Source organism: Dyella silvae (genome assembly GCF_026421305.1).
In the GTDB taxonomy this organism is placed as follows: Bacteria; Pseudomonadota; Gammaproteobacteria; order Xanthomonadales; family Rhodanobacteraceae; genus Dyella; species Dyella silvae.
Genome location: NZ_JAPJBQ010000008.1, coordinates 133872 through 158924 on the forward strand (window position 1 = coordinate 133872; position 25053 = coordinate 158924).

Sequence of the window (25053 nt, forward strand, 5' to 3'; positions counted from 1 at the left end):
GACGGCTATGCCTCCGCGCACCGTTCGCTTTTCTACGATCTACAACTGACTACCGTAGTGCCACGCGATGTACGCGGCAAACACGCCGTAGAGCAGACCCACCGGCATCAGCCAGCGCGCGTCCACGCGGCCACGGCGGAATATCCACCACAGGTAAATCACGGCGACTCCCGTGAGCACACCGGACACCATCAGCGGTGCGTCGAACATCCACGGTGTGGCGAACAACGCGAGCGAGCTGGGGATGGTCGCCTGGATCATCATGGCGCCCGAGATATTCGCCAGCGCGAGGCGCTCCTTGCCCTGGCGCACCCAGATCAGCGCGTTCATGGTCTCAGGCAATTCGGTGGCGACGGGACTGAGCACCAGTGCGACCAGGTGCGGCGACAGCTGCAATGCCACGCCAATGGCCTCGATCTGCTTGACGAAGGTGTGAGACGCAAACGCGATTACGATCAGTGCCAGCGTCGTTTGAGCCGCGACCCACCACAGGGAAGGGTCAGCGGCCTTCGGCTGAAACTTCAGCGGTTCAAGCGCTTCCTCTTCCGGCGCGGTGTCCGAGCTTTTCAGCTCGCGCCACACATACAGTCCGTAGGCGAGCAGGAAGAGCACACCAAGCCACGGCTTGAAGGCGAAAGCGACGAGACCAAGCCCACACTTCACCACGAAGATGGCGAGGAACCACGACTGGTCGCGCGCCAGGCGGCCGTGCTCGACGCGCACGATGTTGTCCGCACGCTGCAGGCGGCGACGATTAACCCATAGCGCCACGCCGACGACGGCATAGGCGATGGTGGCGAGAACCAGGGGGCCACCCAATGCCGCGCCCACGCCGATGTCTTTTTGCTCTGGCGTCTTGCCGAGAATGACGGCCACAAACGTCACCGCACTCTCGGGCAGCGCCGTACCAAACGCAGCCAGGATGGTGCCGGTGGCGGTAGCCCCGAGATTGAGCTTCTGGCCGAACCATTCCACGCCGTTTACGAAGTACTCGCAAGCGAGGTAGATCGCACCGGCAGAGAGCAGGAACAACAAGGCTATGAGCATGACTTTTCCAAGGCCGGGCGAGCGGACAACCATTGGCTCAGCGACGCGAGCTCGCCCGGCAAAGGTGAGCGCGTCGTGGCCAAAGGTCTCGCCGGGCGGTCGATACCGGAAGGTACCGAAGGCCATCCACGCCATGAAGCCGAAGCTTCAAGTCTGTTGACGCGGATTCCTCTGAAGCTGCAACCCAGTGCGGGCCGCAAGGGGGTGAGGATGGCTACTCCCCAATGACAGTGATCGGAATGGTAACGGTGGCCATGCGCCCCAGCAAGCACCACCCCAAAGGGGAGATGAAGCATGGGCCCGATGGTCAGCGCGCCGAGCGCTCCGCCAACATGGCATCAAGATCGTAGTCGCCAGCATCGCGACCACTGAGCCAATGCGCCGCCTCAAGGGCTCCGCGCGCAAAGATGGAACGATCCGTCGCGCGATGCACCAGTTCCAGTCGCTCACCCTGCCCCATCAGCAAGGCTTCGTGCTCGCCGACGACGTCACCGCCGCGCACCACGGCGAAGCCGATGGTGCCGTGCTCGCGAGGCCCTGTACGCCCTTCACGGGCGTAGACGGCACTCTCGCGAAGTGACGTGTTGCGCGCCGCAGCGGCAGCCTCGCCAAGTGCGAGCGCCGTGCCCGACGGTGCGTCTTCTTTGCGGTTGTGGTGCGCCTCGACGATATCCAGATCCCATTCGGGCAGCGCAGCCGCGGCCTCGCGCAGCAGGCGCGTCAGCACTGCTACACCGAGACTGAAGTTGGCCGCACGCAGCAGCGCAATACGCTGAGCCGATGCGTTGAGCCGCTGCGCAAAGGTTGCATCGAGGCCCGTGGTACCCGTGACCAGCGCGACGCTGTGGGACTCGCAATACGTAAGCGCCTCAGCCAGCCCCGAAGGCCCGCTGAAGTCCACCACCACGTCGAGCGCGCCCGCCGCGGGCCACCCATGCGTGAAATGAAGACCGTTCTCGCCCGCGAACACCGGCTGCCCCAGCTTTGGCGATTGGGGCGAGGTCAAAGCCGCCACCAGGGTGAAGCGCGCGTCTTGCTTCACCAATGCGAGCAAGGCCTGCCCCATGCGGCCAGTGGCGCCATTGATGGCGAGACGAACGGAACTGGCCATGCGAAAACTCCTGCCGGACTAGTGATGAGGTGCGAGCGGATGCTAACGGCAAAAGGACAGGAGTGAGTGAAGAGAAATGAGGAGTGAGAGAGAGCTAGGGCTCGCCACTCTCATTTCTCACTCCTTACATCTCACTTCTCTCGCTTCTTACGATGTGACGCGCGACCAGAACTGCTTGACGCCATCCACCCAGGTCTTCGCCCGCGGGGTGTGCTTGTCGGCTTCACCATCGGCAAAGGTGTTTTCGAGTTGCTCGAACAGCTCACGCTGCTGCTTGGTGAGGCGTACCGGCGTTTCCACCACAACACGGCAGATCAGGTCACCCGTGCGGCTGCTGCGCACGGATTTCACGCCACGCCCGCGCAAGCGGAACATCTGGCCGGTCTGTGTTTCCGGCGGAATGTTGATCGGCACCTCGCCTTCCAGCGTCGGTACCTGCAGCTCGGCGCCCAGCGCCGCCTGCGAGAAACGAATAGGCAGTTCGCAATGCAGGTCGTTGCCGTCGCGTTGGAAGATGGCGTGCTCGCGCACGCGCACTTCCACGTAGAGATCGCCCGCTTCGGCACCCGAGCCACCCGCCTCACCCTGCCCGGCCAGGCGGATGCGATCGCCGTTGTCCACGCCGGCGGGAATGTTCACCGACAGCGTGCGGGTTTCTTCCAGGCGACCTTCGCCATCGCATTCTTTGCAGGGCTTTTCGATCGCCTGACCGCTCCCGCCACAATGCGGGCATGCCTGCTGGATGGAGAAAATGCCGTTCTGCATGCGTACGCGGCCATGGCCTGCGCAGGTCTTGCAGGTCACTGTCTTGCCATCGTCCGAGCCGCTGCCGTTGCAATGGTGGCAGTTGACCTGTGTGGGAATCTCGATCTTCTTCTCGACGCCAAATACGGCTTCCTCGAGATCGAGTTCCATGATGTAGCGGAGATCGGAGCCACGGCGCACGCGGCCACGGCCACCGCCGCCCATGCCGAAGATGTCGCCGAAGATATCGCCAAAAATGTCGCCCATGTCGCCAAAGCCGGCGCCACCGCGACCACCCATGCCGTGCTCGAAAGCGGCATGGCCGTGCTGGTCGTACATCGCCCGCTTCTGCGGATCCGACAGCACTTCGTAGGCCTCTTTGGCCTCTTTGAATTTTTCCTGCGCATGCGGATCGTCCGGACAACGATCCGGGTGGAACTTCATCGCCAGGCGGCGAAAGGACTTCTTCAGATCGCCTTCGGTGACGGTACGTTCAACGCTCAGGATTTCGTAGTAATCACGCTTGCTCATTGTTGCATCCGGCATGGATCGCTCTCTTGCACATGAATCCAGGCGATCCATGTCTCCTCAGCAAACAGCCCGCGGCCAGACTCAAGTCCGGACGCGGGCTGCGTCAGATCGGCAGCGCCGACCGGCCAATATTACTTCTTGTCGTCCTTGACTTCGGTGAACTCGGCATCGACCACGTCGTCCTGCGCCGCGCTGTGCGAGCCAGCGTGGGCACTGGCCGGCTCAGCCTGAGCGCCGCCCTGAGCCGCGGCGTACAGCGCCTGCGCCACCTGCTCGAGCTTCTCGATCTTGGACTCGATGGCACCCTTGTCGTCGCCGTCCTTGACCTTCTCCAGATCAGACAGCGCGCCCTCAATGCTGCTCAGCTGGTCAGCCGGCACCTTGCCACCGTGCTCCTTCAGAGCGCTACGGGTGGCGTGCACCATCTGATCGGCCTTGTTGCGGGTGGCGACAAGTTCGTGGAACTTCTTGTCTTCTTCCTTGTTGGCCTCGGCGTCGGCCACCATGCGGGCGATCTCTTCCTCGGACAGGCCCGAACCGGCCTTGATCTCGATCTTCTGTTCCTTGCCGCTCTTCTTGTCCTTGGCCGACACGTGCAGGATGCCGTTGGCGTCGATGTCGAAGGTCACTTCGATCTGCGGCATACCGCGCGGCGCCGGCTCGATGCCCTGCAGGTCGAACTTGCCCAGCGACTTGTTGGCGCTGGCACGCTCGCGCTCACCCTGCAGCACGTGCACAGTGACGGCGCTCTGGTTGTCGTCGGCGGTGGAGAACACCTGCGAGGCCTTGGTCGGCACGGTGGTGTTCTTCTCGATCAGCTTGGTCATCACGCCACCCATCGTCTCGATACCGAGCGACAGCGGGGTGACGTCGAGCAGCAGCACGTCCTTTACGGTACCGCCCAGCACGCCGCCCTGGATCGCGGCGCCAACGGCGACGGCTTCATCCGGGTTCACGTCCTTGCGCGGCTCCTTGCCGAAGAAGTCCTTCACCGACTCCTGCACCTTGGGCATACGGGTCTGGCCACCGACGAGGATCACCTCGCTGATGTCGGACACGCGCAGGCCGGCGTCATTCAACGCGGTGCGGCACGGCTCGATGGTGCGCTTGATCAGATCTTCCACCAGCGCTTCCAGCTTGGCGCGGGTCAGCTTGATGTTGAGGTGCTTCGGACCGGAGGCATCGGCCGTGATGTACGGCAGGTTCACTTCGGTCTGGTGGCTGGACGACAGCTCGATCTTCGCGCGCTCGGCGGCGTCCTTCAGGCGCTGCAGCGCGAGCGGATCCTTGCGCAGGTCCATGCCCTGGTCTTTCTTGAACTCTTCGACGAGGTAATCGATGACGCGCATGTCGAAGTCTTCGCCACCCAGGAAGGTGTCGCCGTTGGTGGCCAGGACTTCGAACTGCTTCTCACCGTCGACTTCGGCGATTTCGATGATGGACACGTCGAACGTGCCGCCGCCAAGGTCGTACACGGCCACCTTGCGATCGGCGCCCTTCTTGTCGAGGCCATAAGCCAAAGCAGCCGCGGTCGGCTCGTTGATGATGCGCTTGACGTCGAGACCGGCGATGCGGCCGGCGTCCTTGGTGGCCTGGCGCTGGCTGTCGTTGAAGTAGGCCGGCACGGTGATCACGGCCTCAGTGATGGTCTCGCCGAGATAATCTTCGGCGGTCTTCTTCATCTTCATGAGGACCTTGGCCGAGATCTCCTGCGGAGCCATCTTCTTGCCGTCGGAGGTCTCTACCCAGGCGTCGCCGTTGTCATGCGCGATGATGCCGTAGGGCACGATGTGCAGGTCTTTCTGCACTTCCGCGTCAGTGAACTTGCGGCCGATGAGGCGCTTCACTGCGTAGAAGGTGTTCTTGGGGTTGGTCACGCTCTGGCGCTTGGCCGGCGCGCCCACCATGACTTCGTTGTCCTTCGTGAAAGCAACGATCGACGGCGTGGTGCGATCGCCTTCCGAATTCTCGATGACCTTGGCGGTGGTGCCGTCCATCACGGCGACGCACGAGTTGGTCGTGCCCAGGTCGATACCGATGATTTTACCCATGTTGTCTACTCCCGAATGCTTTAAGCGACCCCTCGGCCGCGACTGGTTTCTAGATGGGGCTGTGCGTCTGGCATCTCAATGCCGACAAGACCCCGAAAGCCCTTCCACCATGGCCGACAGGGGACGCCGTTCAGGCGTCCTCGACCGTCGGCTGTGGTGTCACTCCTTGGCGACCGCTACCAACGCGGGGCGCAGAAGCCGGTCGTTCAACACGTAGCCCTTCTGCAGCACGTTGACGACCGTGTTGGGGGCCGCGCCCGGGGCCTCCACCATGCTCACGGCGTGGTGCTTCTCCGGATCCAGCGGCTGACCCACCGGATCGATCTGCACCAGGCCATTGTTCTCGGCGATCTTCAGTAGCGACTTGAGCGTCAGCGCAATGCCCTCGCGCACGCTGGCCACGTCGCCACCTTCCACCTGCAGGCCCATCTCGAGGCCGTCGTAAACCGGCAGCAGCTCGTTCAGCAGCTTCTCATTGGCGAAGCGGCGAGCCTGCTCCACGTCGCGATGCAGGCGGCGGCGCTGGTTCTCGATTTCGGCCTTTTCACGCAGCACGGTGTCGCGCAGCTCCACGTTGCTGGTTTCCAGCTCGGCGATGCGCGCCTTCAGTGCCTCCAGTTCCGCGCTGGACACTTCGCCCTGCGCGCCATTGCCCTGCGCCTCGTTGGGCGCCTTTGGATCGTTGCTCTGCATGAATAACTCCAAGCCTCATCCGTGGCCGGTGCGCCAGGCACCAACCGTCAATCACTTGCGGGCAAACCCCGCCTCCCGAGCGCGTTATAAGGTCGTAGCGGCGCGATTCAAGGCGTCACTGAGCAAACCGGCCGTCGCCTGCACCACCGGGATCACCCGATCGTAAGCCATCCGGGTAGGACCAATCACGCCAACCGCCCCCAGCACACGGCCCTGGGCACCATAACTGGCAGTGACCACGCTGCACCCTTCCAGCGCAGCAAAGCCCGATTCTTCGCCGATAAACAGCCGCACGCCCGGGGCCTTGGCACAGACCTCCATCAGCTGCAGCAGCTCGTTCTTCTGCTGAAACGCCTCGAACAGCTCGCGCAGGCGCTCCAGATTGGCCAGCTCCGAATACCCCATCAGGTTGGTCTGGCCGCTGACCAGCACGTCATCGGTCTCGCTCTGAGGGGCAAAGGAGGCCGCCGCCAGCTCCACCGCGCTCGACAGCAGCCGGTTGAGCTCGCCACTCGCCTCGCGCAGCTCCCGCAGCAGATGAGCCCGGATATCGTCCAGGCGCAGACCGGCAAACTGGGTGTTGAGATAGTTGGCCGCCTGCTCAAGCTCGCGGCCGTCCAGCGGCTTGGCCAGCTGGACGATACGGTTCTGCACCTGGTTGTCGGCAAATACCAGGATCACCAGCACGCGGGCATCGGGCAGCGACACGAAATCGATATGCCGCAGGGGAAAGTCCACCTGCCGCGGCACCGTCACCACACCGGCAAAACGAGTCATGGCCGACAGCAGCGTCGACACATTGCCCAGCAGGTCGCGGGTGGTGGTCGGCCCCGGGGGCAGCTCGCGGCGCAGACGCGCCATCTCGTCCACCGGCAGCGGTTGCAATTCGATCAGGCTGTCCACGAACAGGCGCAGACCGCGCGGCGTGGGAACGCGGCCAGCCGAGGTATGCGGCGAGGCCACCAGGCCGGCCTCTTCCAGGTCGGCCATGATGTTGCGGATGGTCGCGGGGCTCACGTCCAGGCCGGACGAACGCGACAACGTGCGCGACCCCACAGGCTCGCCGTCGGCGAGGTACTGGGCAATCAATGTGCGCAACAGGCGGCGTGCGCGGGCATCGAGTTGGGCGGTGAGCATGCTGTAGCAATCCGTGAGACAGAGAAGAAATAAGGTCTGGCGGAAAAGTTTGCAAGGAATGGGGCTGGGGAGTGGGTTGCGGAAGCGTGACAACCGAGCGCTGCGACACGGCTCGGGCGTCCGGGCTCAGACCCCACTACCCGTTTCCCATCCCCTCCCCCTTACAATCTCCCGACTTCACCACGCCATCGCCCATGCTCACTTCGCTCTACGTTCGTCATTTCGCCGTCGTCGAAGAAGCCGAGATCGCCTTCGGCCTTGGTCTTACCGTTGTCAGCGGCGAGACCGGCGCCGGCAAGTCCCTGCTGGTCGACGCCCTGATGCTACTGGCCGGCGCCCGTGCGGACAGCGGCATGGTGCGTGCCGGCAGCGACCGCGCCGAGCTCACCGCCGAATTCGACCTGACCCATCTCCCCGAAGCCCGCGACTGGCTGCACCGCGAAGAGCTGGACGAGGACGACACTTGCCAACTGCGCCGCGTGATCCGAGCCGAAGGCAGCTCGCGCGCATGGATCAACGGCCGCCCCGCCAATGCCAGCCAGCTTGGCGAACTGGCCACGTTGCTGGTGGAAATCCACGGCCAGCACGAACACCAGGCGCTGCTGTCGCGCGCCCATCAGATGGAGCTGCTCGACGCCTATGCCGGCAACGAAGCGCTGGTGGCGCAAGTGCGCGAGCTGGCGCAGCAATGGCGTGAGCTCGGTACCCGCATCCGGAAACTCAGCGGCGGCGATGACCGGGAACAACGCATCGAGATGCTCACCCACGAGCTGGGCGAGCTGGAAAAGTGGGCGCTACCTGCCAGCGAACTCAGTGAGCTGGAAGCCAGCCACAAGCGACTGGCGAATGCCGGCCGGCTCGCTGAAGGTGCGGGCAGCGTGGTTGAACTGCTCGATGGCGAAAGCGAATTCGCCCTGCGCCGCGCACTGGGCCGCGCCCAGCTGGAGCTGAGCAAGCTCGCACCGCTGGACGACCGCCTCGCACCGATGCTGGACCTGCTCGACAACGCCTCCATCCAGCTCAGCGAAGCCGCCGATGGCCTCGGCCGCTACGCCCTGGACGTGGATCTGGACCCGGAGCGCTACGCCGAGGTCGACACCCACGTCACCCGTCTGCACGAACTATCGCGCCGTCACCGCGTACCCGTGCCGGAATTGCACGATAAAGCGGCCACGCTGCGGTTCGAACTCGACGAGCTGGAAGGCGCCGGCGACGCGCTGGAGAAACTCGCCAGCCAACGCACGCGCTTACATCAGCAATACGACGAACACGCCGCGAAGCTCAGCCATGCCCGGCAGGATGCAGCGGCTCGTCTCGGCAGCGAAGTCAGCGCACTCATGGGCGAACTGGGCATGAGTGGCGGACGCCTCGTGGTCGAATTGGAACCCACCACCGACAGCGACCCCGATCTTCAGGGCCGCGAACGTTGCGAATTGCTGGTCAGCGCCAACCCCGGACAGCCGCCACGCGCACTGCGCAAGGTGGCGTCAGGCGGTGAACTTGCCCGTATCAGCCTCGCCATTGAAGTGGCCACGCTGGGCAAAGACACCATCGGCACCATGGTGTTCGACGAGGTCGACACCGGCATCGGCGGCGCCGTGGCCGAAGTGGTTGGCCAGAAGCTGCGCGCGCTTGGCGGGCAGCGTCAGGTGCTGTGCGTCACCCACCTGCCTCAGGTTGCCGCGCAAGGCCATTCGCATCTGCGCGTGAGTAAGGCCAGCGATGGCGAATCCACGCGTACGCGCATCGAGAAACTGGATGCCAACGGTCGCCGTGATGAACTGGCTCGCATGCTTGGCGGCGTGGAAATCACTCGCGAGACGAAGGCACACGCCAAGCAGATGCTGGAGCGGGCGCAGGTCTAAGGCGCCCATCACCCTTGCTAAGCCGTCATTCCGGCGCAGGCCGGAAGCGCTTCACAACAGCCGAAGGCTGGTCATCCAGTGACCGCGCGGGTGGGCTATCGCTAATCCGTGTGCAGGCTGTGGCGAAAACCGCGCACTCTCGCTACTGGATTCCGGCCTGCGCCGGAATGACGAGCGAAATGATCGCGGCCTTGCCGGACGGCTGAGCCTTCAGTTCTTGCGCGGCAGCAAGCCGCGCTCGGCCGCCATGCGATAGAGATCGAGTTCCGAACCCGCGCCCAGCTTGCCCATCAGACTGGCGCGGTGGATATAGACGGTTTTCTGGCCGATACCCAACTCACCCGCCACCTGCTTGGGCGCACGCCCCGCAGCCAGCAACAGGAACACTTCGCGCTCACGCGCCGTGAGCCGATGGATCGGATCGCGCGCTTCGCTCGGCCGCTCGGCACGGCGCTTGCGCAAATCCGAGCTGAGGAAACATTCGCCCTGCATCACGGCGCGCAGGCCGGCCACCAGCTCCTCCGGCGCCACGCCCTTGGTCACGTAACCACTGGCGCCGCGACGCAGCGCCTCGGAAACGTAGGGTTCGCCGTCGTGCATGCTCAGCACCACGATGCGCGTGTCCGCCGCCACGCTGCGCAGATGTTCGATCAACGGCAAGCCACTGCCATCGGGCAGTGAAAGATCGAGCGCCACGAGATCAGGCCGCCGCGTGCCAACCGCTTCTACCGCATCGTCGGCGCTGCGACACTCCGCAACCACCTCCAGATCCGGTTCCAGTTCGATCAGCCGTTTGAACCCCTCGCGTACGATGGCATGGTCATCGACCAGGACGATGCTGTACATGGGCTGCATGTATAGCAGCCCGGGGGACGGCCGCCTATACCCCCGCTAACGCCATGTACCATCGCCCGATGCGATCTAAATCCTCTCTGCTGCCTGATTCCAGCCTCCTGCTGGGCATTGGCTACTTCCTGCTCTGGTTGCTGCTGTGGCCGACTGAACAGCCCTATTGGATGCTGCCCTACGGCCTGCGCTTCGGCGCCCTGCTGCTGGCTCCGGCCCGGACGTGGCCTTGGCTGCTGGTTGCGGAGTTCGCCGCCACTGGCCTGATCGCGGTGGTCCATGGCATGCCGATGGGCTGGACGGGCTTTTTGCTGGGTGAACTGCCCGAACCCATCGTGGTGGTGATCTGCCTGTGGCTGATGCGGCGCGCCAATCTCCACGCCAGTCTGCGCGATCCGGAAGATGTCGCCCGCCTGCTGCTATCAGCAGCGTTCACCGTGGCCGCCACCACGGCTACCGATGCCGTGCTGCTGGCGCTGGTACACGCAAGCCCGACCTCCGACCTGATGATGCAGGCGCTGGGCCAGGACTTGTTGGGCAATTATGTCGGCGTGCTGCTGGTGGTGCCGCTGCTGGTCATGCTGTTTCGCGCGCGCATGGGCAAGCGCGCGTTCGGCCGGTTGCTGATGGATGGCCTGCTGGTGCTGCTGCCGTCGCTCGCGATACTGCTGGTGCTTTCCTCGCACGAAGCACCGCAACCTCAGTTCGCACGCGTGCTGTCGCTTGCCCCTGTGCTGTTTTTCGCCTTCCGACATGGCTGGCGCGGCGCCAGCCTGGCCATGCTGATATCCAGCCTGGGTATCACCCTGGTGGACCATATCTCAGGTCACGGCGCCCCCGGCGCCGCGGGCGAATTGTTCCTTGCCGTGGCGGGTACCGGCGCCCTGATGCTTGGCTCCGCCACCGATGCGTTACGCCGCAGCAGCGAGCGCGTGGCCGAGCAGAACGTCTATCTCGCCGCGGTGAATCGGCGCCTCGACCATCTCGCGCGCCAGCTACGCGACGCTGCACGCGGCAACTTGCGCACTGAAGAAAACCAGCGCCGCCACATGGCGGCAGAACTCCACGACGAACTGGGCCAGAATCTCACGGCGATCCAGACCCATCTAAAACTGGCCCAGTCGCGCCTGGCGCAGGCGGGCATGGACGACATCGGCATCTCGATCAACACCATTCTTGGCCACATGCGCCGCGCGCTGCATCGCCTGCTCGATGATCTGCGTCCTGCCGTACTGGACGAATTCGGCTTGCTGCGCGCGCTGGACGAGGGTCCGATCCGCGACCTGCTCAACGCCGCCGGCGTGGCCTATCGCACCGACCTGCACGGCGACCCGCGCCTGCTGGATGACGATACGCGTACGGTGGTCTATCGGCTGGTGCAGGAGAGCGCGACCAACGCGGTAAAGCACGCGCACGCCGACACCTTCCAGCTGCGCCTGCGCATTGGCGAGCGGCAAGGCGTAGCCCTGGCCCTGCTCGACATCCGCGACAACGGCATCGGCCTGCCCGCCCGCATGCCGCGCGGCGGCCGAGGCATGCAGGGCATGCGTGACCGGGTAACTTCGCTGGGTGGGCTTTTCCGGGTGCGCCCCGAGTCGCAGGGCGTTCACCTACGAATTTTGTTGCGAAGCAACACGCAAACTAGTGACGTAGCTCGCACTTAAGACGGTTACATAGGAAATATTCCGATACCCGGCGTGTGAAGGCTTCGTTACGCTGGATCCATCGATGTGGGGGAGCCACCATCGCAAGATGGTGAGCCATGCCAACCGTGGGGACGGTGGGCATGAAGAACGGCAGGATGCCGTTCCGCCGGTATCGGTGGCAAAACCAGGTTACGCGAGCAACTCGCCTTTCTCTGGAGCCATCCGGTAACGGATCAAGCCGTAGGGCGGACAGGAGTCCTCCCGCGGCTTTTTTTATGGGCGCTTTTCGGCCTGCCCTCCTGGCCCGCCATGGCGCGCGTCCGGCACCGCCTGGAACCCCCATACCGCTAAAACAAAGACCGGCGGCGTTTCCGCCACCGGCCTCGATCCATTCCCTGAGGGGACAGGCTTACTTGTTGCGGTGTTTCGGCCGCACGTACAGCACCAGGCTGTGGTCCTCGATAACGTAGCCATGGCGGGCAGCAATTTCATGCTGCAGGCGCTCGATTTCCTCGCTGACGAACTCAATGACCTTTCCGCTGTCCACATCGATCATGTGGTCATGGTGCTTGCCGCGGTCCAGTTCGTAGACGGCCTGGCCGCCCTCGAAGTTGTGCTTGACGACGATGCCGGCTGCCTCGAACTGGGTCAGGACCCGGTAGACGGTGGCCAGCCCGATGTCTTCCTGGTCGGCCAGCAGGCGCTTGTAGACGTCTTCGGCGGTGAGGTGGTGGGGTGCCTCCTCGTCCTCGAAGATCTGCAGGATGCGCATGCGGGGATGGGTGACCTTAAGCCCGGCTTTGCGCAGTTCTTTGGTTTCCTGTTCCATAGCAAGCTCCACGCACACGGCGCCACAAGGCCGTTAGTGTATCATCCGACACCTTTACGATCCGGACGCAACACGCATGCATAAGCTGATTCGCACGCTGGGTTTTGCCTTGTTGGCCCTGTCATTGGCCAGCTGCCGCCTCATCTATACCCCAGACGTGCACCAGGGCAACCTGCTCGACAAGAAGACCGTGGATCAGCTGCAGCCGGGCATGACCAAGCGCCAGGTGCTGGTGCTGATGGGCTCACCGTCGGTGAATTCGCCCTTCAACCAGAACCAGTGGGATTACGTCTCCACCGAGCAGCATCGCGGCGGCGACATCAAAGTCCATACGCTGACGCTCACCTTCAATAACGACGCGCTGGTGCGCACCGAAGGCGATTTCTTTGCCGAAGACGCCCAGAAGCTGGTCGACGACACCAAGAAGTACCACGCCAGCTATCCGGTGGACGAAACCAAGGGTGACAAGAGCACCGATGGCGGCGCCCCCGAAAAGAAGGACGACGGCGGCAAGTAAGGCCCTGTGCCGGCGTCAGCCCTCGTGGGCGCGGCGTCGGCGGGCTTCCTTGGGGTCCAGCGTGAGCGGCCGGTAGATTTCCACCCGATCGCCCTCGCCCACCCGTTGATCCGGCGTTGCCTTGCGCGAAAAGATGCCCAGCCGCGCCGGGTCGATCACCAGACCGGGAACCGCCTGAGCGATGCCGGAAGCCTCGATGGCCTGCATCACCGTGCTGCCCTCAGGTACGGCCACGCGACGCACAAGCTGACTGACCGGCCCCGCATAAGCCACTTCCACGGTGATCTGCTCAGCCATAGGTTCGCTCCGCCTCGCGGCAGAAATCGTCGACCATGCGGCCAGCCAGTCCCTGGAAGCCCAGCTTCAGCGCGGTGCCTCCCAACTTGCCGGCATAGTCGAAATCAAGCGCAAACGACACCTTGCAGCCGACGTCGCCCAGCGCAATGAACTCCCATAGTCCATCCAGGCTGCGGAATGGACCATCGACAAGATTCATGCGCAAGCGCTTCGGTTTCTCGGTGCTGTTGCGCGTAGTAAAGCTCTGACGAAAACCGGCGTACTTGAGATCCAGCCGGGCCACCAGCACATCATCGCCACGCTCCAGCACCTGGGAGTCGACACACCAGGGGAACCGCTTTGGGTATGCTTCGACCTCATTCACGAGGTCAAACATCTGGACCGGCGAATATCTCACCAGGGCGCTGCGGCGGATTTCGATCACTTCAGCCTCTTCTTGAGCATTATCTAAGATCCCCGCACCAGCGGCCGGATCATCATCAGGGCGAACAGCCCGAAGTTTAACGGACATGGCCAAGCCTAAGGACAAAGACAAAAACGCGGGCGGCACCATTGCGCTCAACAAGCGTGCGCGCCACGAGTACCACATCGATCAGCGCTTCGAGGCCGGCGTGGAGCTGCAAGGCTGGGAAGTGAAATCGCTGCGTGCCGGCCGCATCAACTTCGGCGACAGCTACGCCATGGTGATCCGCAATGAGATCCAGCTGGTGGGCACGTCCATTCCTCCTCTGATCAGCGCCTCCACCCACGTGGTCGCCAATGACCGCCGCACGCGCAAACTGCTGCTGCATCGTGCTGAGATCGACCAGCTCATCGGCGCCGTCGAGCGCAAGGGCTACACCCTCATCCCCATGGCCATGTACTGGAAAGGCAACAAGGTGAAGGTGGAGATCGGCCTGGCCAAGGGCAAGCAGGCACACGACAAGCGCGACACCGAGAAAGAGCGCGACTGGCAGCGCGAAAAACAGCGCACCATGCGCGCCCACAACAAGCACGCCTGACGTCGCTCAGCCTGACCCCGCCCGCCAGGAGCCCGGTTCGCCTTCTGACAGACCGGCCACGCCTTCGTGCAGCGTCATGTTCATGGCATCCACTGACGTGCCGAAGCCGAAGCGCTCGTAGATGCGGTGTGCGGCGGCCGTCGAGTGCAGGTTCAACGAATCAATCTCCTGCTCCCTCGCCGCACCGCCGAGCGAGGCGAGCAAGGCGGCAGCAACGCCTTGCCGCCGATGGGTCGGCTTCACGTACATGTTGAGTACGTACCAGCCCACACCGCGCTGGAAATACGCCGAAGGCATGTGCGAGTAGGGATGCACCGCCACGCAACCGGCAGCGCGTCCATCCACCTCGGCCAGCCAGAACAGCAGGCGGCCCTCTGGCAGCGCTTCTTCGATCCATGCACGCAACTGGTCAGCAAAGCCTCCTGGCAGCTGCTGATGGAGCTCCTCTTCCAGAAACGCGCAACGCAAGTCGGTCAACACACCCGCATCGTGCAGCCCCGCCTGACGAATCCGCAGCATGGCCTTCCCTTCCGGTGGTGGTCCGTGCCGCCACCATAGCGGCGACATACCGCCTTGATGAAAGCCCCGCTGCCTACATATACTGACTGACCAGCTTCAGTTTCCCCGGGGGTGTCATGGCTTCGACGGGGGTAGTGAGATAGCTTGGTGCATGCCGAGGGGGCAGCTTTCCTCGTTAATCCAGCAGCAAACTTATAGTTGCCAACGACGACAACTACGCTCTGGCCGCTTAAGGCCTAGCCCCGAACCCACTTGTGCTCGTGCTCGTGGATGTAGGGTCATTATCACGAGATCGCCCGAAGCTGCCGCCTGTCGGTAAGGGCTAAATCAAGCAGGCTGGTCCTTCGATGCGCTTCGCACACTGTGCTGTCGCGGGACGAGATCTAACGGTGAGCTAAGCATGTAGTACCGGGCGTCAAACGCCTTCGGACGCGGGTTCGACTCCCGCCACCTCCACCAATACGGCCATCTAAGCAATGACATTGCTTAGGTGGCTTTTTCTTTTACTGGCCTGTCCTGGTCGATCTTGGTCAGCGAAATCCAGGCCGTTAGATCCCCTTTTTGAATCTACGCTGCTTTACGCGAATCCAGCCGCACTGTGGTGGAGCCAGTGACAGCTGGCTAAATCCAAAAAATAGAATCTTGCACGCACGTTCGCTATGGGTTGAATGCAGCGACGGCCTAACCGTGGTCCGTTGGTACTTCACCGGATCCATTGACGCCGGGCCTGACATTGCGGATCTGGCCGTGATCGTCATGCTCCACGTAGAGCGTCCTCGCCGCCTGCCATTGAGTGAGGCAAGGTTCGGAGGTCGAGGCTACGGCCGCCAGCTGGCCCAGGGTGACGGGCGCGGCGCAATGGCCGGAATACGGCCTGGACTCGCTCCGGATGTCCCACAGCTGCCTGCCGAGGATGCTCACCAGCGACAGCGCGATCAGCGCGATCCCGATGCGGCTGCCGATCGGAAAAGCGCTGAGGATTGCGCCCCTGACTATGCCTGGTACGGCCACGTGGAGGCCTGCCAGCGCCAACAGCTCCCGCAAGATGGGTAGCCACGTAAGCGACAGCAGAGCCCATGCCGCCAGCGTTATCAGGACCGCGAGAAAGCGCCGGCGCCAAGGAATGGATGCGGGTTTCTCAATGATCAGCGTTCGTTGATTCATTTCCCCACCCCCCGATCGGGGCTGTGCCAGCGGGCCCGTTCGCCCTTCGCTCTGAGCAAGGCAACCGGGGTGCCGGCCACCGCCGCGGCCGCCGCGATCAGCCAAAAGGCGGCGGGATACCAGATGGCCCACACATAGTTGCGCCACAGGTCTCGGTCGTAAGGATGGTCGAGGAAAAAACCAATCAGCACCTGGGCCAGGCAGACCGATCCCAGAACGACACCCAGTGGACCTGGCAGCAGGATCGCCGAGCTTCCCAAATCCACCCAGGCGGTCACCAGATCGATGCAGCGATAGGTCAGTGCGATGGCAAAAAGCCACGCCCAGAGGACGCCCAGATAGTATTCGGCGTACATGGGCCACAACGAGGCGCCGCGCGAGCCAAGGATTTGTCGCCAGCCGCCAAGAATCACCTGGGCACCGCCCGCGGCCCATCGCAAGCGCTGCTTCCACAAGCCACCCAGCGTTTCAGGCATCAGGATCCAGCACAGCGCCCTTGGCTCAAAATGGAGCTCCCAACCGGCCAGCTGAAGTTTCCAGGACACATCGACGTCTTCGGTCAGGCGATGCGGCGTCCAGTAGCCGACTTCATGCAACGCGCTTCGACGAAACGCAGCGACCACCCCCGACACCGTAAAGATGGCGCCGTTGGATCGCTGGGCGCGCTTGATCATGCCCACCATCGCGGAAAACTCGCCTACCTGGATGCGGCCCAGCAAGGTAGAGCGGTTGCGCATCCGCGGGTTGCCCGTGACCGCAGCCACGGACGGCCGCTCAAAGTGACGAACGAGCCAGTGCACCGCCCATGGGTCAAGCAAGGCGTCTCCGTCGATACCGATCAGCAAGTCCGCGCGGGTAAGCAGAGCCGCCGTGTTCAGCCCGACCGCCTTGCCCTGATTCTTCACGAGGTGGATGACCCGAAGCCTTTCATGACGCTGAGATAAGCGATCCAGGACTTCGCCGGTGCGATCGGTGCTTCCATCGTTGATCGCGATGACTTCGTAGTTGGGGTACTTCGAATGCATGAGTGCCCCGATCGTCTCCTCGATGTTGCGCTCCTCGTTGTGGCACGGGATGAGCACGGCCACCAGCGGGTAGTCGGCCAGGTCAGGTGGCTGGCTGACGATGCGATGCGGTATTCGTTCGTACCGCAGGTAGAAGACGATGGCACCGAACATCCAGATGAAGGACATCGTCAGGGGATAGAGAAGGAGATACCCCTTGGCGATATGGGCGACCACCGCCCAGATTTGCATGAGCGTACTCACCGGAGAGGCTCGCTTCGGGGCGAGAACGCCTGCCGCACCTCGTCGTCGAGGCGCGGCGGAAGCTCATCGATAGCAAAATCGCCGAAGCCCTTGGCCTCCAGCGATCGCATCGTGCGCGCCGTGGCGTGTGCAGACGCCGTGGCGTCGAACACCAGAATCACGTGGCCTCTGGCGGCGATGGGAAGGCCGGCCAGCACCGCGTCGTTCGCAGGCAACTGCACCCAATCCCCCTCAGGCAACTGATTCCACACTTCAGGACTGGGCAAGGACGCCATGCGATAAACAAGATGCACCGGCCAGCGCCAACGGCCTGCGGCTCGGCGCAAGGCTTCCGCTGAGGCACTCCCTGGGGAAGCCTTCACACGCAGTCCTTGGAACGGGACGTAACGTGCCAGGTCCTCCAACAATCCAGGGTTATCCAGCCAAACATCGGGTACGTCGATGTACGCTGCGGCACCGGTCCGTGATTCGATTTGCCACGCGATGCGATTGAGCACATCGGGACCAACGGGCAATTGGCTGGTGGGAAACAGGGCGACCTGTCCGGACGCCGTCGAGCGCACGGGCGGGAGAAAAACCATGTTGGGCTGGATGACCAGCAACTGGTCCAGCGTTGCCGAGAGGCGACTCTCATCGTGCGCCGGCCATTCCGTAGGATCGACACCCAATGCTCTGCGCGGTGGCGGTGGCCACGTTTCGCGCATTATCTCCGCCAGGTGCGTCAGGGTGGCGGGGTTCTGTATCAGGTGCCTGCGGATGGTCAGCAACGATTGCGGCCCCGTTTCCACATCCGTCTCCAACAACAGTCCGATGGGCATGCCCAGACTGGCGGCCATGTCCTGCGCGACGCGATTGCTGCGGCCGTAGGGCCACACGACCACGCGCGGTGGGCGACCAAGATGCACGTCGATCTGGTCGCGTGCCTTGATCAGGTCGTCGCGCATGCGCCGCTCGTAGCTGGCATCCCCCTCATACATCCCACCGGCGTACAGGCGCGCGGTGACAGCCGGCTCGCGGTTGCCCTGCGGATTGGCCACGATGCCGAGGTGCTGCTGGTACAAATGCGTCGCCACCTCGACCAGCCCTGACTGCTGCATCTCCTTCAGCTGGTCCCACGTCACGAAATCCGCCGGAGATAACTTGCTGCTTCCGTATTCCTCGGTGTCACCCGGCCGAAGGTCCATCCAGGCCCCCACGGGAGCGACCACTGCCGGATAGTGGAAGAGTTTCAGGAGTGGGTAGGCGCGCGAGTAGACGTTCGCCAGGCCATCATCGAAGCTGAGCAAGACGGCATGGTCAGGCAGCGGTGCCCCACCATGGCGCGACGCCAGGATCGCATCGATGCTGACGGGATGGTAACCATTGGCCTGCAACCAGGCGAAGTGCGCGGCGAGCTCCCGCGCACTGATCGCCGTCGACGAGTACGGCTGGGGATCATCTCCCGTCACCTCGTGGTAGCACAGCGCCACAAAGTCGCCCTGCGCGCCTGCCCGCAGCGCCGTGCTGAGCAACAGCGCGAGCATCAGGGTCACCAGACGCCGCATCAGAATCGCCATAGCAGGTGGATATCCGCGCGCAACTGCGTTTCCTGGACGCCATCATACGGGCGTCTCACCACAGCGACGCCGTAGTGCCATTCCACCGGGCCGCCCAGATCCCATGCGTGGCCATAGCGCAGATAGGTCATGTTTCCCGGCGAATAGTCAGCCTGCCAATAGCGCCCGACGCCAAGTTCCACGCGCTGCGTGAAGCGATAGTTGTAGTCCAGCCAGGTGACATGTTCGGCGATGCCTGTCAGCAGCACATCATGGTCATGGCGGGGATTGAAATAGCTCGCAGGCGTAGAGAGCGTGTTGGTGGATCCACTGCTGGCCAGCAGTGTTTCGACGGTCCAGCGGGCCTCGCTGACCCAGCGCTGCTCCCATTGAACGGACCAGGCCGTACGCTTGTTGCTGTCGGTGAAGTTAGTGCGCGTTGTTACTGCCGAAAGACCCAGAGACTCGTTCAGGCGCCAGTTGACGCCGAGGCTGACATCGTTCGCATAAATACCTTCGGCCACCGCCTTCAACGGGATGTCGTTTGTACGATAGTTCGCACTGGCGTCGATGCTCCAATGGTCATCCGGCGCCCAGCGGAGCGACGCGTTACCTCCCGTGCCACCCACGTTTCCGCCATTCACCTCGGCCGCCAGGCGCCAGTTGAGCCAGCGCCACTCGACACCGGCGCCAGTCCGGTTCCATCGGACCCAGGAATCGGAGAAGTCCGCCAGCGCGATGTAGTTATGGGCATACCAGCGCCAGTACTCCCCCATCGGTGGGCCGTAGAGTGTGGTGTCCGCGTTCCAGTCGTCGTTGCCGAAGTAGTCCGACGCGTGTGAGTTGTTCGCCTGAGAGTGCTCGTAGTTCACGTCCACGCGCAGCTCATAACGGTCATGCAGCGCCATCGACGTGTCGGCACGCCGCACCGCGCTGGTGTCCGGATCGAGGGTCTGCGCAACTTGCAGCGACTGGCGCGCCCTCTCCCAATCCTGGGTGATCAGCGCGGTTTCACTCAGTTCGGCAAATGCGCCCGCGTCGCACGGTGCCATTGCGGTCACGCCTTGCAACCGCTGCTGCGCATCACGCGGCCAGCCCCGCGCGTGGGCCAGGCTGGCCATCGCACGGCGCACTTCCCCATTGAATGGCGCCTCGGACCATCGCACGGCTAGCCGCTGCTCCGCCTCATCGAGCCGATTGGCATCGATGCGTGCACGATCCGACAAGACGTCCGCAGCCCAGCGTTCGCCATTGTATTTACCGTCCAGGCGGCGACGCTCCGGAAGACCCGCCGCATACGCATCAATGGTGTCGATGGCGGAAGGAGCGTCATGCATGTCAAGTAATGCATAGACCAGCCCCATGTGGGCCTCGAAATCCTCGGGATGTTCGGCAAGCACTGTTTGATAGAGCGCTACCGCTTCGGCGGGCCTTCTCACGTTGAGATAACTGCCGGCCACTTCCCTCAGCGTCCAGCTGGGAATTCGAAGATCACGCTGGCGCATCGCCTCGTAAAGCCGAACGGCGTCACCATCGCGGCGTCGTTCGTGCAACGCAATGATGCGATCGCCAAGGCGGCGAAGGTCCTCCTGATCGGGTGAATACCCGCCGAGGAATGTGCTTTCCAGCTGATCGGTTGATGCCAGGGCGCTGTCGAGACGATCAAAACGATGGGGGCCGCACAGCGTGTCACGATCGATGACGCCATAACGGATCGTCAGCGCCAGGCGGTCACCTTCGATCTGGCGATCCAGTTGCCGATGGTCGACGGGCGCGAACCTGGTCGCCCACTCGAACAAGCCGAGGTCCCGCGTAGCCTGGAAAACTTGAGCTCGCGCGTGCTGGTCATCGGGTGAGCGGGCAAGGATGCGAAGACCTTCACTGAGCATCTGGAGATCCTCATCACTCTTGCCCCCCGCCACAGCGCAGACGGGGAACAAGGCGATGGACAGGCAAATAACCTGACGGGTCCAGAGTGTGAGCTGCATGGTTCGTCATTCCGAACCAACGAGTCTCAACGACGTGTGAACTCCCTGGAATCTGCATCCTGCCCATGCTCTTCTAGCGGCTTTTATCGGCCTCGCGCGCGGTCTCCTGGATGCTGCGCACCGCCGCGGCAATGACCATACCCGTGATCAGCAACCCGTTCAGGCCGAGCAGCAACGCATCGATGTGGCCAAGCGTCGTCGTAGGCACCACGTCGCCATAGCCGATCGTGAGTGCGGTAATGCTGCAGAAATACAGGGTGTCCATGAACGACGACGGCGATCGATCCGATGTGGCTACGGGTCCGCCCAGGTAAAACATGCCGATGGTCAACAGGGCAAAGAGCACGAGCTGGAAGGCAAGGATCATTCGCAAAAACCACAGAGTTTCAAAGAACTCTGCCACGACGTCGCGGGCCTTCATGCGGTAGATGGTGGATTTTGTCTTGGATTCCATGATGAAAGCCTCACGGTTATGCATGGCACGCATCGAAGCGCCGCAACCAACGGCTATCGCCTTATCGAAAGCGGCGATGTGTGTTGAGCAGGTGGACCATCAGGTAGGCATAGAGTGTGACGGCAATAAACAGCGTCATACGTACGGCGAAGGCCGTATAGACGTCTTTTCCGGCCAGGCTATCCTGCACGGATTGGCCCAGCAGGATGATCATGGTTACCAGGCTATTGATCCAGAAGCTGGGGGTGTATCGGGTCGGGCTTATCGAATAGATCTTGCGTGCCACCAGCAAGGCGAACAGCAAGGTCCACAGAAAAAACATCCACAGGTGCACAAAGCACTTGAGGGCGAACCAGAACAGAATCGCCATCGCGCCGGCGAGCAGCGTGGATCCCAGCAGCTCCATGCCGGCACTGCGCGTCGTTGTCGTGCAGCTCTGCCTGCCCAGACTGACTGCCTTCATGATGACGGGCATGTTGGTTGTCGGGTCGGTCAGCGCAAAGAGAAACGCCGGCAACACCACCAGGGTGGCACGCAACGCCAGACGCGAGGCGTCACTTTTCGACAGTTCCTGGGGAGATGGGGCTTTGGGTGCGCCGGCAGGGTCCGGAAGCAGCAGGTGACTGAGTGCCAGCACCAGCACGGCAAGAAAAAGCCCCTTGAGCAAGGCCTCTACGACCGTGACGGCCAGTTTGAATTCCGCTGTGCCGGCGGCGGAAATCATGGTCAGGCCCACCACGAGAAACGTAGTGACCAGGCTGTTGCCGCCGCGCATGTTGTAACGAAAGGCAAGGAACAGACACAAGCCGATCAGCAGCACGCCAGCAAACGCGTAGTAGCGAAGCAACGGTGTCAGCAACAGGCCGGTGCCCGTGGTTAACGCCACGACCAACACCAGGCCCAATCCCTCTTTCAAGGAAAGCGGCTGATTGAACATCGCCAGCAGGAACACGGCGAATACCGGCGACACCATGGGAATGGGCAGGCCCATGCCGAAACTGGCGGCGAGGCAGAGCGCCGTGCCCACCCCGAGGCGAAGCGCGCGTTGCCCCAGTAGCCATCGTTTGTCGAGTGCGATGTCCATCAGTAGAGATAGGAAAGCCAGCTCATGACACGCAGGAATACACGACCCAATGGATTGAGCGGATTGCCCTTCGTTGGAAACGCCATCACTTCAGCCTGCCCACCGACACGAATGTCACGAATCGGCACGGATGCTCCCGGCGTGAACTCCACGATGACCGGAAAGCGCTGTGCCGGCCGCAGCCAGTCGCGGCTGTTCTGCACGGTCGGCAGGCTGCCAGGCGGTGTGCCCGGCCCCGGGCCCACGTTGATGCCATAACCGATGCTGCGGACCCGGCCGGTGAAGAGCTCTCCTGGCCGTGAATCCAGCGCAATCGAGACCGGCGTACCCGGCTCAAGGTGGCCCAGGTTGTTCTCGGTCATGTCTGCGCTCACCCATACGTCGTGGATAGCGATCAGCGTCATGACCGGATTGCCCACCCCGGCGTACTGACCGACGTCGGTACGCATATCGGTGATGAGCCCCGCCGAGCGAGCGCGAACACGAGTATTGGAGAGATCCAGCTCAGCCTTCTTCACCGCCGCGGCGGCAGCGCGTATCTGAGCATTCACGGCTTCGTTGCCGCCTTGCGTCTCTTTCGCACGCACGACGTCGGCCTCGGCGGCGCTGACCTGGCTCACCGCCTGTTCGTAGGTGGCACGCGCAACTTCCAGGCGGCGCAGCGACACGGTGCCTTTGTCCTCACGGTATAAGCGATCCAGTCGATCGCTGTCCTGCTGCGCCTTGAGCTCGTTGGCGCGGGCGGCGCGCAGCCCTGCGACGGCTGCGTCGATACCGGCCGTGCTCGCACCCAGCTGGCGGCGTGTCGTTTCCAGATCGGCGCGCGCGCGCACCAGGGCGATTTCGTAAGGCTCCGGATCCACTTCAAACAGGACCTCGCCCGCCTGCACTTCCTGATTGTTGTGCACCAACACCCGGGTCACGCGCCCCGCCGCTTCCGCAGCCACCGGAATGACAAAGCCTTGTATCCGGGCCTGCTGCGTATAGGGGGTGTAGCGATCGGCCAGCAGGTACCAAAGGAAGCTGATGCCGATCAGCACGAGCACCCATTTCACCCCCTTGCCGGAGGGCTCAGCCGCGGGCGGTGGTGATGGCGGCGCAGCCGCAGCGGGTGACGACGCATCGCTCATCGGGATTGGCCTGCAGGCGTTGGGACGGTGGTGGATGGGGCATTCGACTCTTCTTTGATCAGGTCGCCCCAGTTCGTGCGCTGCTCCATCTGCTCACGGGTTGCCGGATCGATCATCGGCTGCTCCGTGTGCCAGCCGCCACCAACCGCTTTGTAGAGGGCGATAAGGCTGCCGACGGCATTGCTGCGGTTCACGACGTAGGCGTCCTGCTGGGCAGCCAGGGCGCGTTGTGCATCGAGTACACGCTCGAAGTCCGAGTAGCCTTCGCGATAGACGGTGTTGGCAAGTGAAAGCGAGCGGCTCGCGGCCTTTTCAGCATCGAAAAGAGCGCTGTCGCGCTGCAGCGCTGCGATCAGTCCGGTGGCCGCATCGTCAGCCTCGCGAGCGGCCTGACGCACGGTGTCCTGATAGGCGACGGTCAGCTGTTGCAAGCGAGCGTCCTGCACGCGCACGTTGTTGACGATCCTGCCGTGGTCGAACACGTTCCACGTGACGCTAGGGCCGACCGCCAAAGCCAATTTGCTGGGTGACCCCGCCACCTCGCTGGCGCTCAGGATCGAGCTGGGTGTTCCCGACGATGAACTCGCGCTCCAGGCGAGCGTGCCCAACAGGGTGACGGTCGGATAGAGATCTGCCTTTGCAACGCCTATCAGCGCCGATTGAGAGGCCATGTACAGTTCGGCGGCACGCACGTCGGGGCGGCGAAGCAACAGGTTTGCCGGCACATCCTGCAATACCGCGCGATCGACGAGCGGGATCACGCCCTCCTTGCCGGGCTGTTCATTCAACTCAGGCAAAGGCCCGGGCGGGCGCCCGATAAGCGTGGACAAGGCATGCTGCGCCAGCGTGATCTGGCTCTCGAAGTTGGGGATGGTGCTCAGCGTGCTGAGGTACTGCGTCTTGGCTTGCTGAAGATCCAGCTCATCGGTTTGACCGCTTTTGAACAGCGCGTCAGTAATTTCGAGGCTGCGCTTCTGCAATGCAGCGTTCTCGCGGGCGATCTTCAGGCGCGCTTCCGCCGTACGCATGGTGAAGTAGGTGTCGGCCACCTGCGCGTGGAGCAGCACCAGCACAGCGTCATGGTTGGCCTGCGACGCAAAGTACGACGCATTCGCGGCCTCGATGGCGCGCCTGAATCGGCCCCAGAAATCCAGCTCCCAGCCGATATCGAAGCCCACGCCGTATTGCCACGAGCCACTCGAATTGGCGCCACCGCCCCCGGAATGCTTGCTCTTTGTATAGAGCGCGTCGCCTCCGATCTGCTGCACCTGCGGGTAACGTCCGCTCTGGGCGATGCCCAGTTGTGCGCGTGCCTCGAGCACGCGCAACCCGGCGATCTTCAGATTGGCGTTATGGGCATCGGCTTCCGTCATCAGGCGCTCGAGATTCTGATCACCGAAGACATGCCACCACTGGCTGAAATCAGGTTGCGACTGCTGCGATATGGCCTTCTCGAAGACCGGGTCGTCCCAATGTTCAACCCACTCCTCATGCTGAGGATGAAAGTCCGGGCCCACCATCACGCAACCGGTGAGGCAGGCCACGCAAGCCAGCCCTAGTCGGGACAAACCAGTGAGGCGCGGCACCATGGAGTGT

General features: G+C 63.1%; 23 protein-coding genes, 1 other RNA gene and 1 riboswitch. Of the genes, 5 read left to right on the forward strand and 19 right to left on the reverse strand.

Annotation, left to right across the window (positions count from 1 at the left end):
- Positions 1 to 39: 39 nt before the first annotated feature.
- From OQE56_RS17300 to hrcA, 6 genes are all read right to left on the reverse strand, one after another.
- Entirely contained in the window at positions 40 to 1047 is a 1008-nt protein-coding gene (locus OQE56_RS17300; protein WP_267225922.1) for a sodium:calcium antiporter, read from the reverse strand.
- A 66-nt stretch (positions 1048 to 1113) separates the two neighbouring features.
- Positions 1114 to 1282: riboswitch (yybP-ykoY riboswitch) on the reverse strand.
- A 72-nt stretch (positions 1283 to 1354) separates the two neighbouring features.
- Entirely contained in the window at positions 1355 to 2158 is an 804-nt protein-coding gene (gene dapB, locus OQE56_RS17305; protein WP_267225923.1) for a 4-hydroxy-tetrahydrodipicolinate reductase, read from the reverse strand.
- Between the two features lie 147 nt (positions 2159 to 2305).
- A complete protein-coding gene (gene dnaJ, locus OQE56_RS17310) occupies positions 2306 to 3433 on the reverse strand; it encodes a molecular chaperone DnaJ (protein ID WP_267225924.1) in 1128 nt (375 codons plus the stop codon).
- 131 nt (positions 3434 to 3564) lie between these two features.
- The gene (dnaK, locus tag OQE56_RS17315) at positions 3565 to 5484 is read right to left on the reverse strand and encodes a molecular chaperone DnaK (RefSeq protein WP_267225925.1); all 1920 of its coding nucleotides are present in this window, start codon (positions 5482 to 5484) and stop codon (positions 3565 to 3567) included.
- A gap of 159 nt (positions 5485 to 5643) precedes the next feature.
- Positions 5644 to 6177, reverse strand: coding sequence for a nucleotide exchange factor GrpE (gene grpE, locus OQE56_RS17320; protein WP_267225926.1), 534 nt, complete (start codon positions 6175 to 6177; stop codon positions 5644 to 5646).
- Positions 6178 to 6261: 84 nt separating this feature from the next.
- A complete protein-coding gene (gene hrcA, locus OQE56_RS17325) occupies positions 6262 to 7314 on the reverse strand; it encodes a heat-inducible transcriptional repressor HrcA (protein ID WP_267225927.1) in 1053 nt (350 codons plus the stop codon).
- A gap of 194 nt (positions 7315 to 7508) precedes the next feature.
- On the opposite strand from hrcA, the gene recN reads away from it, so the two are divergent.
- Positions 7509 to 9179: a DNA repair protein RecN gene (recN, locus tag OQE56_RS17330; protein ID WP_267225928.1), complete on the forward strand. Its 1671-nt coding sequence runs from the start codon at positions 7509 to 7511 to the stop codon at positions 9177 to 9179.
- Between the two features lie 210 nt (positions 9180 to 9389).
- Here the strand turns inward: recN and OQE56_RS17335 are convergent, their stop codons facing one another.
- A complete protein-coding gene (locus OQE56_RS17335) occupies positions 9390 to 10025 on the reverse strand; it encodes a response regulator transcription factor (RefSeq protein WP_267225929.1) in 636 nt (211 codons plus the stop codon).
- A gap of 68 nt (positions 10026 to 10093) precedes the next feature.
- Between OQE56_RS17335 and OQE56_RS17340 the strand changes: the two genes are divergently transcribed.
- A complete protein-coding gene (locus tag OQE56_RS17340) occupies positions 10094 to 11689 on the forward strand; it encodes an MASE1 domain-containing sensor histidine kinase (protein ID WP_267225931.1) in 1596 nt (531 codons plus the stop codon).
- A 391-nt stretch (positions 11690 to 12080) separates the two neighbouring features.
- Here OQE56_RS17340 and fur read toward each other — a convergent pair whose 3' ends face one another.
- On the reverse strand, positions 12081 to 12500 hold the full coding sequence (gene fur, locus OQE56_RS17345; RefSeq protein WP_267225932.1) for a ferric iron uptake transcriptional regulator: 420 nt from the start codon (positions 12498 to 12500) through the stop codon (positions 12081 to 12083).
- 76 nt (positions 12501 to 12576) lie between these two features.
- On the opposite strand from fur, the gene OQE56_RS17350 reads away from it, so the two are divergent.
- Entirely contained in the window at positions 12577 to 13017 is a 441-nt protein-coding gene (locus OQE56_RS17350) for an outer membrane protein assembly factor BamE (RefSeq protein WP_267225933.1), read from the forward strand.
- 15 nt (positions 13018 to 13032) lie between these two features.
- Here OQE56_RS17350 and OQE56_RS17355 read toward each other — a convergent pair whose 3' ends face one another.
- Positions 13033 to 13314 (reverse strand): RnfH family protein, encoded by a 282-nt coding sequence (locus OQE56_RS17355; protein ID WP_267225934.1) that lies wholly within the window; start codon positions 13312 to 13314, stop codon positions 13033 to 13035.
- Complete coding sequence (locus tag OQE56_RS17360) at positions 13307 to 13738, reverse strand: type II toxin-antitoxin system RatA family toxin (protein WP_267225995.1); 432 nt, start codon at positions 13736 to 13738, stop codon at positions 13307 to 13309. Before OQE56_RS17360 ends, OQE56_RS17355 begins: the two co-directional genes overlap by 8 nt.
- Positions 13739 to 13823: 85 nt before the next feature.
- On the opposite strand from OQE56_RS17360, the gene smpB reads away from it, so the two are divergent.
- Complete coding sequence (gene smpB, locus OQE56_RS17365; protein ID WP_267225935.1) at positions 13824 to 14315, forward strand: SsrA-binding protein SmpB; 492 nt, start codon at positions 13824 to 13826, stop codon at positions 14313 to 14315.
- A gap of 6 nt (positions 14316 to 14321) precedes the next feature.
- Here the strand turns inward: smpB and OQE56_RS17370 are convergent, their stop codons facing one another.
- Positions 14322 to 14834 (reverse strand): GNAT family N-acetyltransferase, encoded by a 513-nt coding sequence (locus OQE56_RS17370; protein ID WP_267225936.1) that lies wholly within the window; start codon positions 14832 to 14834, stop codon positions 14322 to 14324.
- Between the two features lie 107 nt (positions 14835 to 14941).
- On the opposite strand from OQE56_RS17370, the gene ssrA reads away from it, so the two are divergent.
- Positions 14942 to 15293: a transfer-messenger RNA gene (ssrA, locus tag OQE56_RS17375) on the forward strand.
- 222 nt (positions 15294 to 15515) lie between these two features.
- Here ssrA and pgaD read toward each other — a convergent pair.
- From pgaD to OQE56_RS17415, 8 genes are all read right to left on the reverse strand, one after another.
- Positions 15516 to 15998 (reverse strand): poly-beta-1,6-N-acetyl-D-glucosamine biosynthesis protein PgaD, encoded by a 483-nt coding sequence (gene pgaD / locus OQE56_RS17380; RefSeq protein WP_267225938.1) that lies wholly within the window; start codon positions 15996 to 15998, stop codon positions 15516 to 15518.
- Positions 15995 to 17254: a poly-beta-1,6-N-acetyl-D-glucosamine synthase gene (gene pgaC, locus OQE56_RS17385; RefSeq protein ID WP_267225939.1), complete on the reverse strand. Its 1260-nt coding sequence runs from the start codon at positions 17252 to 17254 to the stop codon at positions 15995 to 15997. The genes pgaD and pgaC overlap by 4 nt, the downstream gene beginning before the upstream one ends.
- An 8-nt stretch (positions 17255 to 17262) precedes the next feature.
- The gene (gene pgaB, locus OQE56_RS17390) at positions 17263 to 18822 is read right to left on the reverse strand and encodes a poly-beta-1,6-N-acetyl-D-glucosamine N-deacetylase PgaB (RefSeq protein WP_267225940.1); all 1560 of its coding nucleotides are present in this window, start codon (positions 18820 to 18822) and stop codon (positions 17263 to 17265) included.
- A complete protein-coding gene (gene pgaA / locus OQE56_RS17395; RefSeq protein ID WP_267225941.1) occupies positions 18810 to 20789 on the reverse strand; it encodes a poly-beta-1,6 N-acetyl-D-glucosamine export porin PgaA in 1980 nt (659 codons plus the stop codon). Before pgaA ends, pgaB begins: the two co-directional genes overlap by 13 nt.
- A gap of 73 nt (positions 20790 to 20862) precedes the next feature.
- Positions 20863 to 21243 (reverse strand): potassium channel family protein, encoded by a 381-nt coding sequence (locus OQE56_RS17400; protein WP_267225942.1) that lies wholly within the window; start codon positions 21241 to 21243, stop codon positions 20863 to 20865.
- A gap of 61 nt (positions 21244 to 21304) precedes the next feature.
- The gene (locus tag OQE56_RS17405) at positions 21305 to 22327 is read right to left on the reverse strand and encodes a DUF2955 domain-containing protein (protein WP_267225943.1); all 1023 of its coding nucleotides are present in this window, start codon (positions 22325 to 22327) and stop codon (positions 21305 to 21307) included.
- Positions 22327 to 23457 carry an HlyD family secretion protein gene (locus OQE56_RS17410; protein WP_267225944.1) on the reverse strand — a complete coding sequence of 377 codons (1131 nt, stop codon included), beginning with the start codon at positions 23455 to 23457 and terminating at the stop codon, positions 22327 to 22329. The genes OQE56_RS17405 and OQE56_RS17410 overlap by 1 nt, the downstream gene beginning before the upstream one ends.
- Complete coding sequence (locus tag OQE56_RS17415; RefSeq protein ID WP_267225945.1) at positions 23454 to 25046, reverse strand: TolC family protein; 1593 nt, start codon at positions 25044 to 25046, stop codon at positions 23454 to 23456. Before OQE56_RS17415 ends, OQE56_RS17410 begins: the two co-directional genes overlap by 4 nt.
- Positions 25047 to 25053: the final 7 nt, after the last annotated feature.

Excerpts from the sequence above, each read along its gene's own strand:
- recN (WP_267225928.1), top strand. The coding sequence starts at position 7,509 with ATGCTCACTTCGCTCTACGTTCGTCATTTCGCCGTCGTCGAAGAAGCC.
- OQE56_RS17415 (WP_267225945.1), bottom strand. The coding sequence starts at position 25,046 with ATGGTGCCGCGCCTCACTGGTTTGTCCCGACTAGGGCTGGCTTGCGTG.
- OQE56_RS17335 (WP_267225929.1), bottom strand. The coding sequence starts at position 10,025 with ATGTACAGCATCGTCCTGGTCGATGACCATGCCATCGTACGCGAGGGG.
- OQE56_RS17350 (WP_267225933.1), top strand. The coding sequence starts at position 12,577 with ATGCATAAGCTGATTCGCACGCTGGGTTTTGCCTTGTTGGCCCTGTCA.
- OQE56_RS17300 (WP_267225922.1), bottom strand. The coding sequence starts at position 1,047 with ATGCTCATAGCCTTGTTGTTCCTGCTCTCTGCCGGTGCGATCTACCTC.
- OQE56_RS17370 (WP_267225936.1), bottom strand. The coding sequence starts at position 14,834 with ATGCTGCGGATTCGTCAGGCGGGGCTGCACGATGCGGGTGTGTTGACC.
- dnaJ (WP_267225924.1), bottom strand. The coding sequence starts at position 3,433 with ATGAGCAAGCGTGATTACTACGAAATCCTGAGCGTTGAACGTACCGTC.
- OQE56_RS17405 (WP_267225943.1), bottom strand. The coding sequence starts at position 22,327 with ATGGACATCGCACTCGACAAACGATGGCTACTGGGGCAACGCGCGCTT.
- dapB (WP_267225923.1), bottom strand. The coding sequence starts at position 2,158 with ATGGCCAGTTCCGTTCGTCTCGCCATCAATGGCGCCACTGGCCGCATG.
- OQE56_RS17400 (WP_267225942.1), bottom strand. The coding sequence starts at position 21,243 with ATGGAATCCAAGACAAAATCCACCATCTACCGCATGAAGGCCCGCGAC.
- pgaB (WP_267225940.1), bottom strand. The coding sequence starts at position 18,822 with ATGGCGATTCTGATGCGGCGTCTGGTGACCCTGATGCTCGCGCTGTTG.
- OQE56_RS17410 (WP_267225944.1), bottom strand. The coding sequence starts at position 23,457 with ATGAGCGATGCGTCGTCACCCGCTGCGGCTGCGCCGCCATCACCACCG.
- pgaC (WP_267225939.1), bottom strand. The coding sequence starts at position 17,254 with ATGCAAATCTGGGCGGTGGTCGCCCATATCGCCAAGGGGTATCTCCTT.
- hrcA (WP_267225927.1), bottom strand. The coding sequence starts at position 7,314 with ATGCTCACCGCCCAACTCGATGCCCGCGCACGCCGCCTGTTGCGCACA.
- pgaA (WP_267225941.1), bottom strand. The coding sequence starts at position 20,789 with ATGCAGCTCACACTCTGGACCCGTCAGGTTATTTGCCTGTCCATCGCC.
- dnaK (WP_267225925.1), bottom strand. The coding sequence starts at position 5,484 with ATGGGTAAAATCATCGGTATCGACCTGGGCACGACCAACTCGTGCGTC.
- OQE56_RS17355 (WP_267225934.1), bottom strand. The coding sequence starts at position 13,314 with ATGGCTGAGCAGATCACCGTGGAAGTGGCTTATGCGGGGCCGGTCAGT.
- OQE56_RS17340 (WP_267225931.1), top strand. The coding sequence starts at position 10,094 with ATGCGATCTAAATCCTCTCTGCTGCCTGATTCCAGCCTCCTGCTGGGC.
- pgaD (WP_267225938.1), bottom strand. The coding sequence starts at position 15,998 with ATGAATCAACGAACGCTGATCATTGAGAAACCCGCATCCATTCCTTGG.
- fur (WP_267225932.1), bottom strand. The coding sequence starts at position 12,500 with ATGGAACAGGAAACCAAAGAACTGCGCAAAGCCGGGCTTAAGGTCACC.
- smpB (WP_267225935.1), top strand. The coding sequence starts at position 13,824 with ATGGCCAAGCCTAAGGACAAAGACAAAAACGCGGGCGGCACCATTGCG.
- grpE (WP_267225926.1), bottom strand. The coding sequence starts at position 6,177 with ATGCAGAGCAACGATCCAAAGGCGCCCAACGAGGCGCAGGGCAATGGC.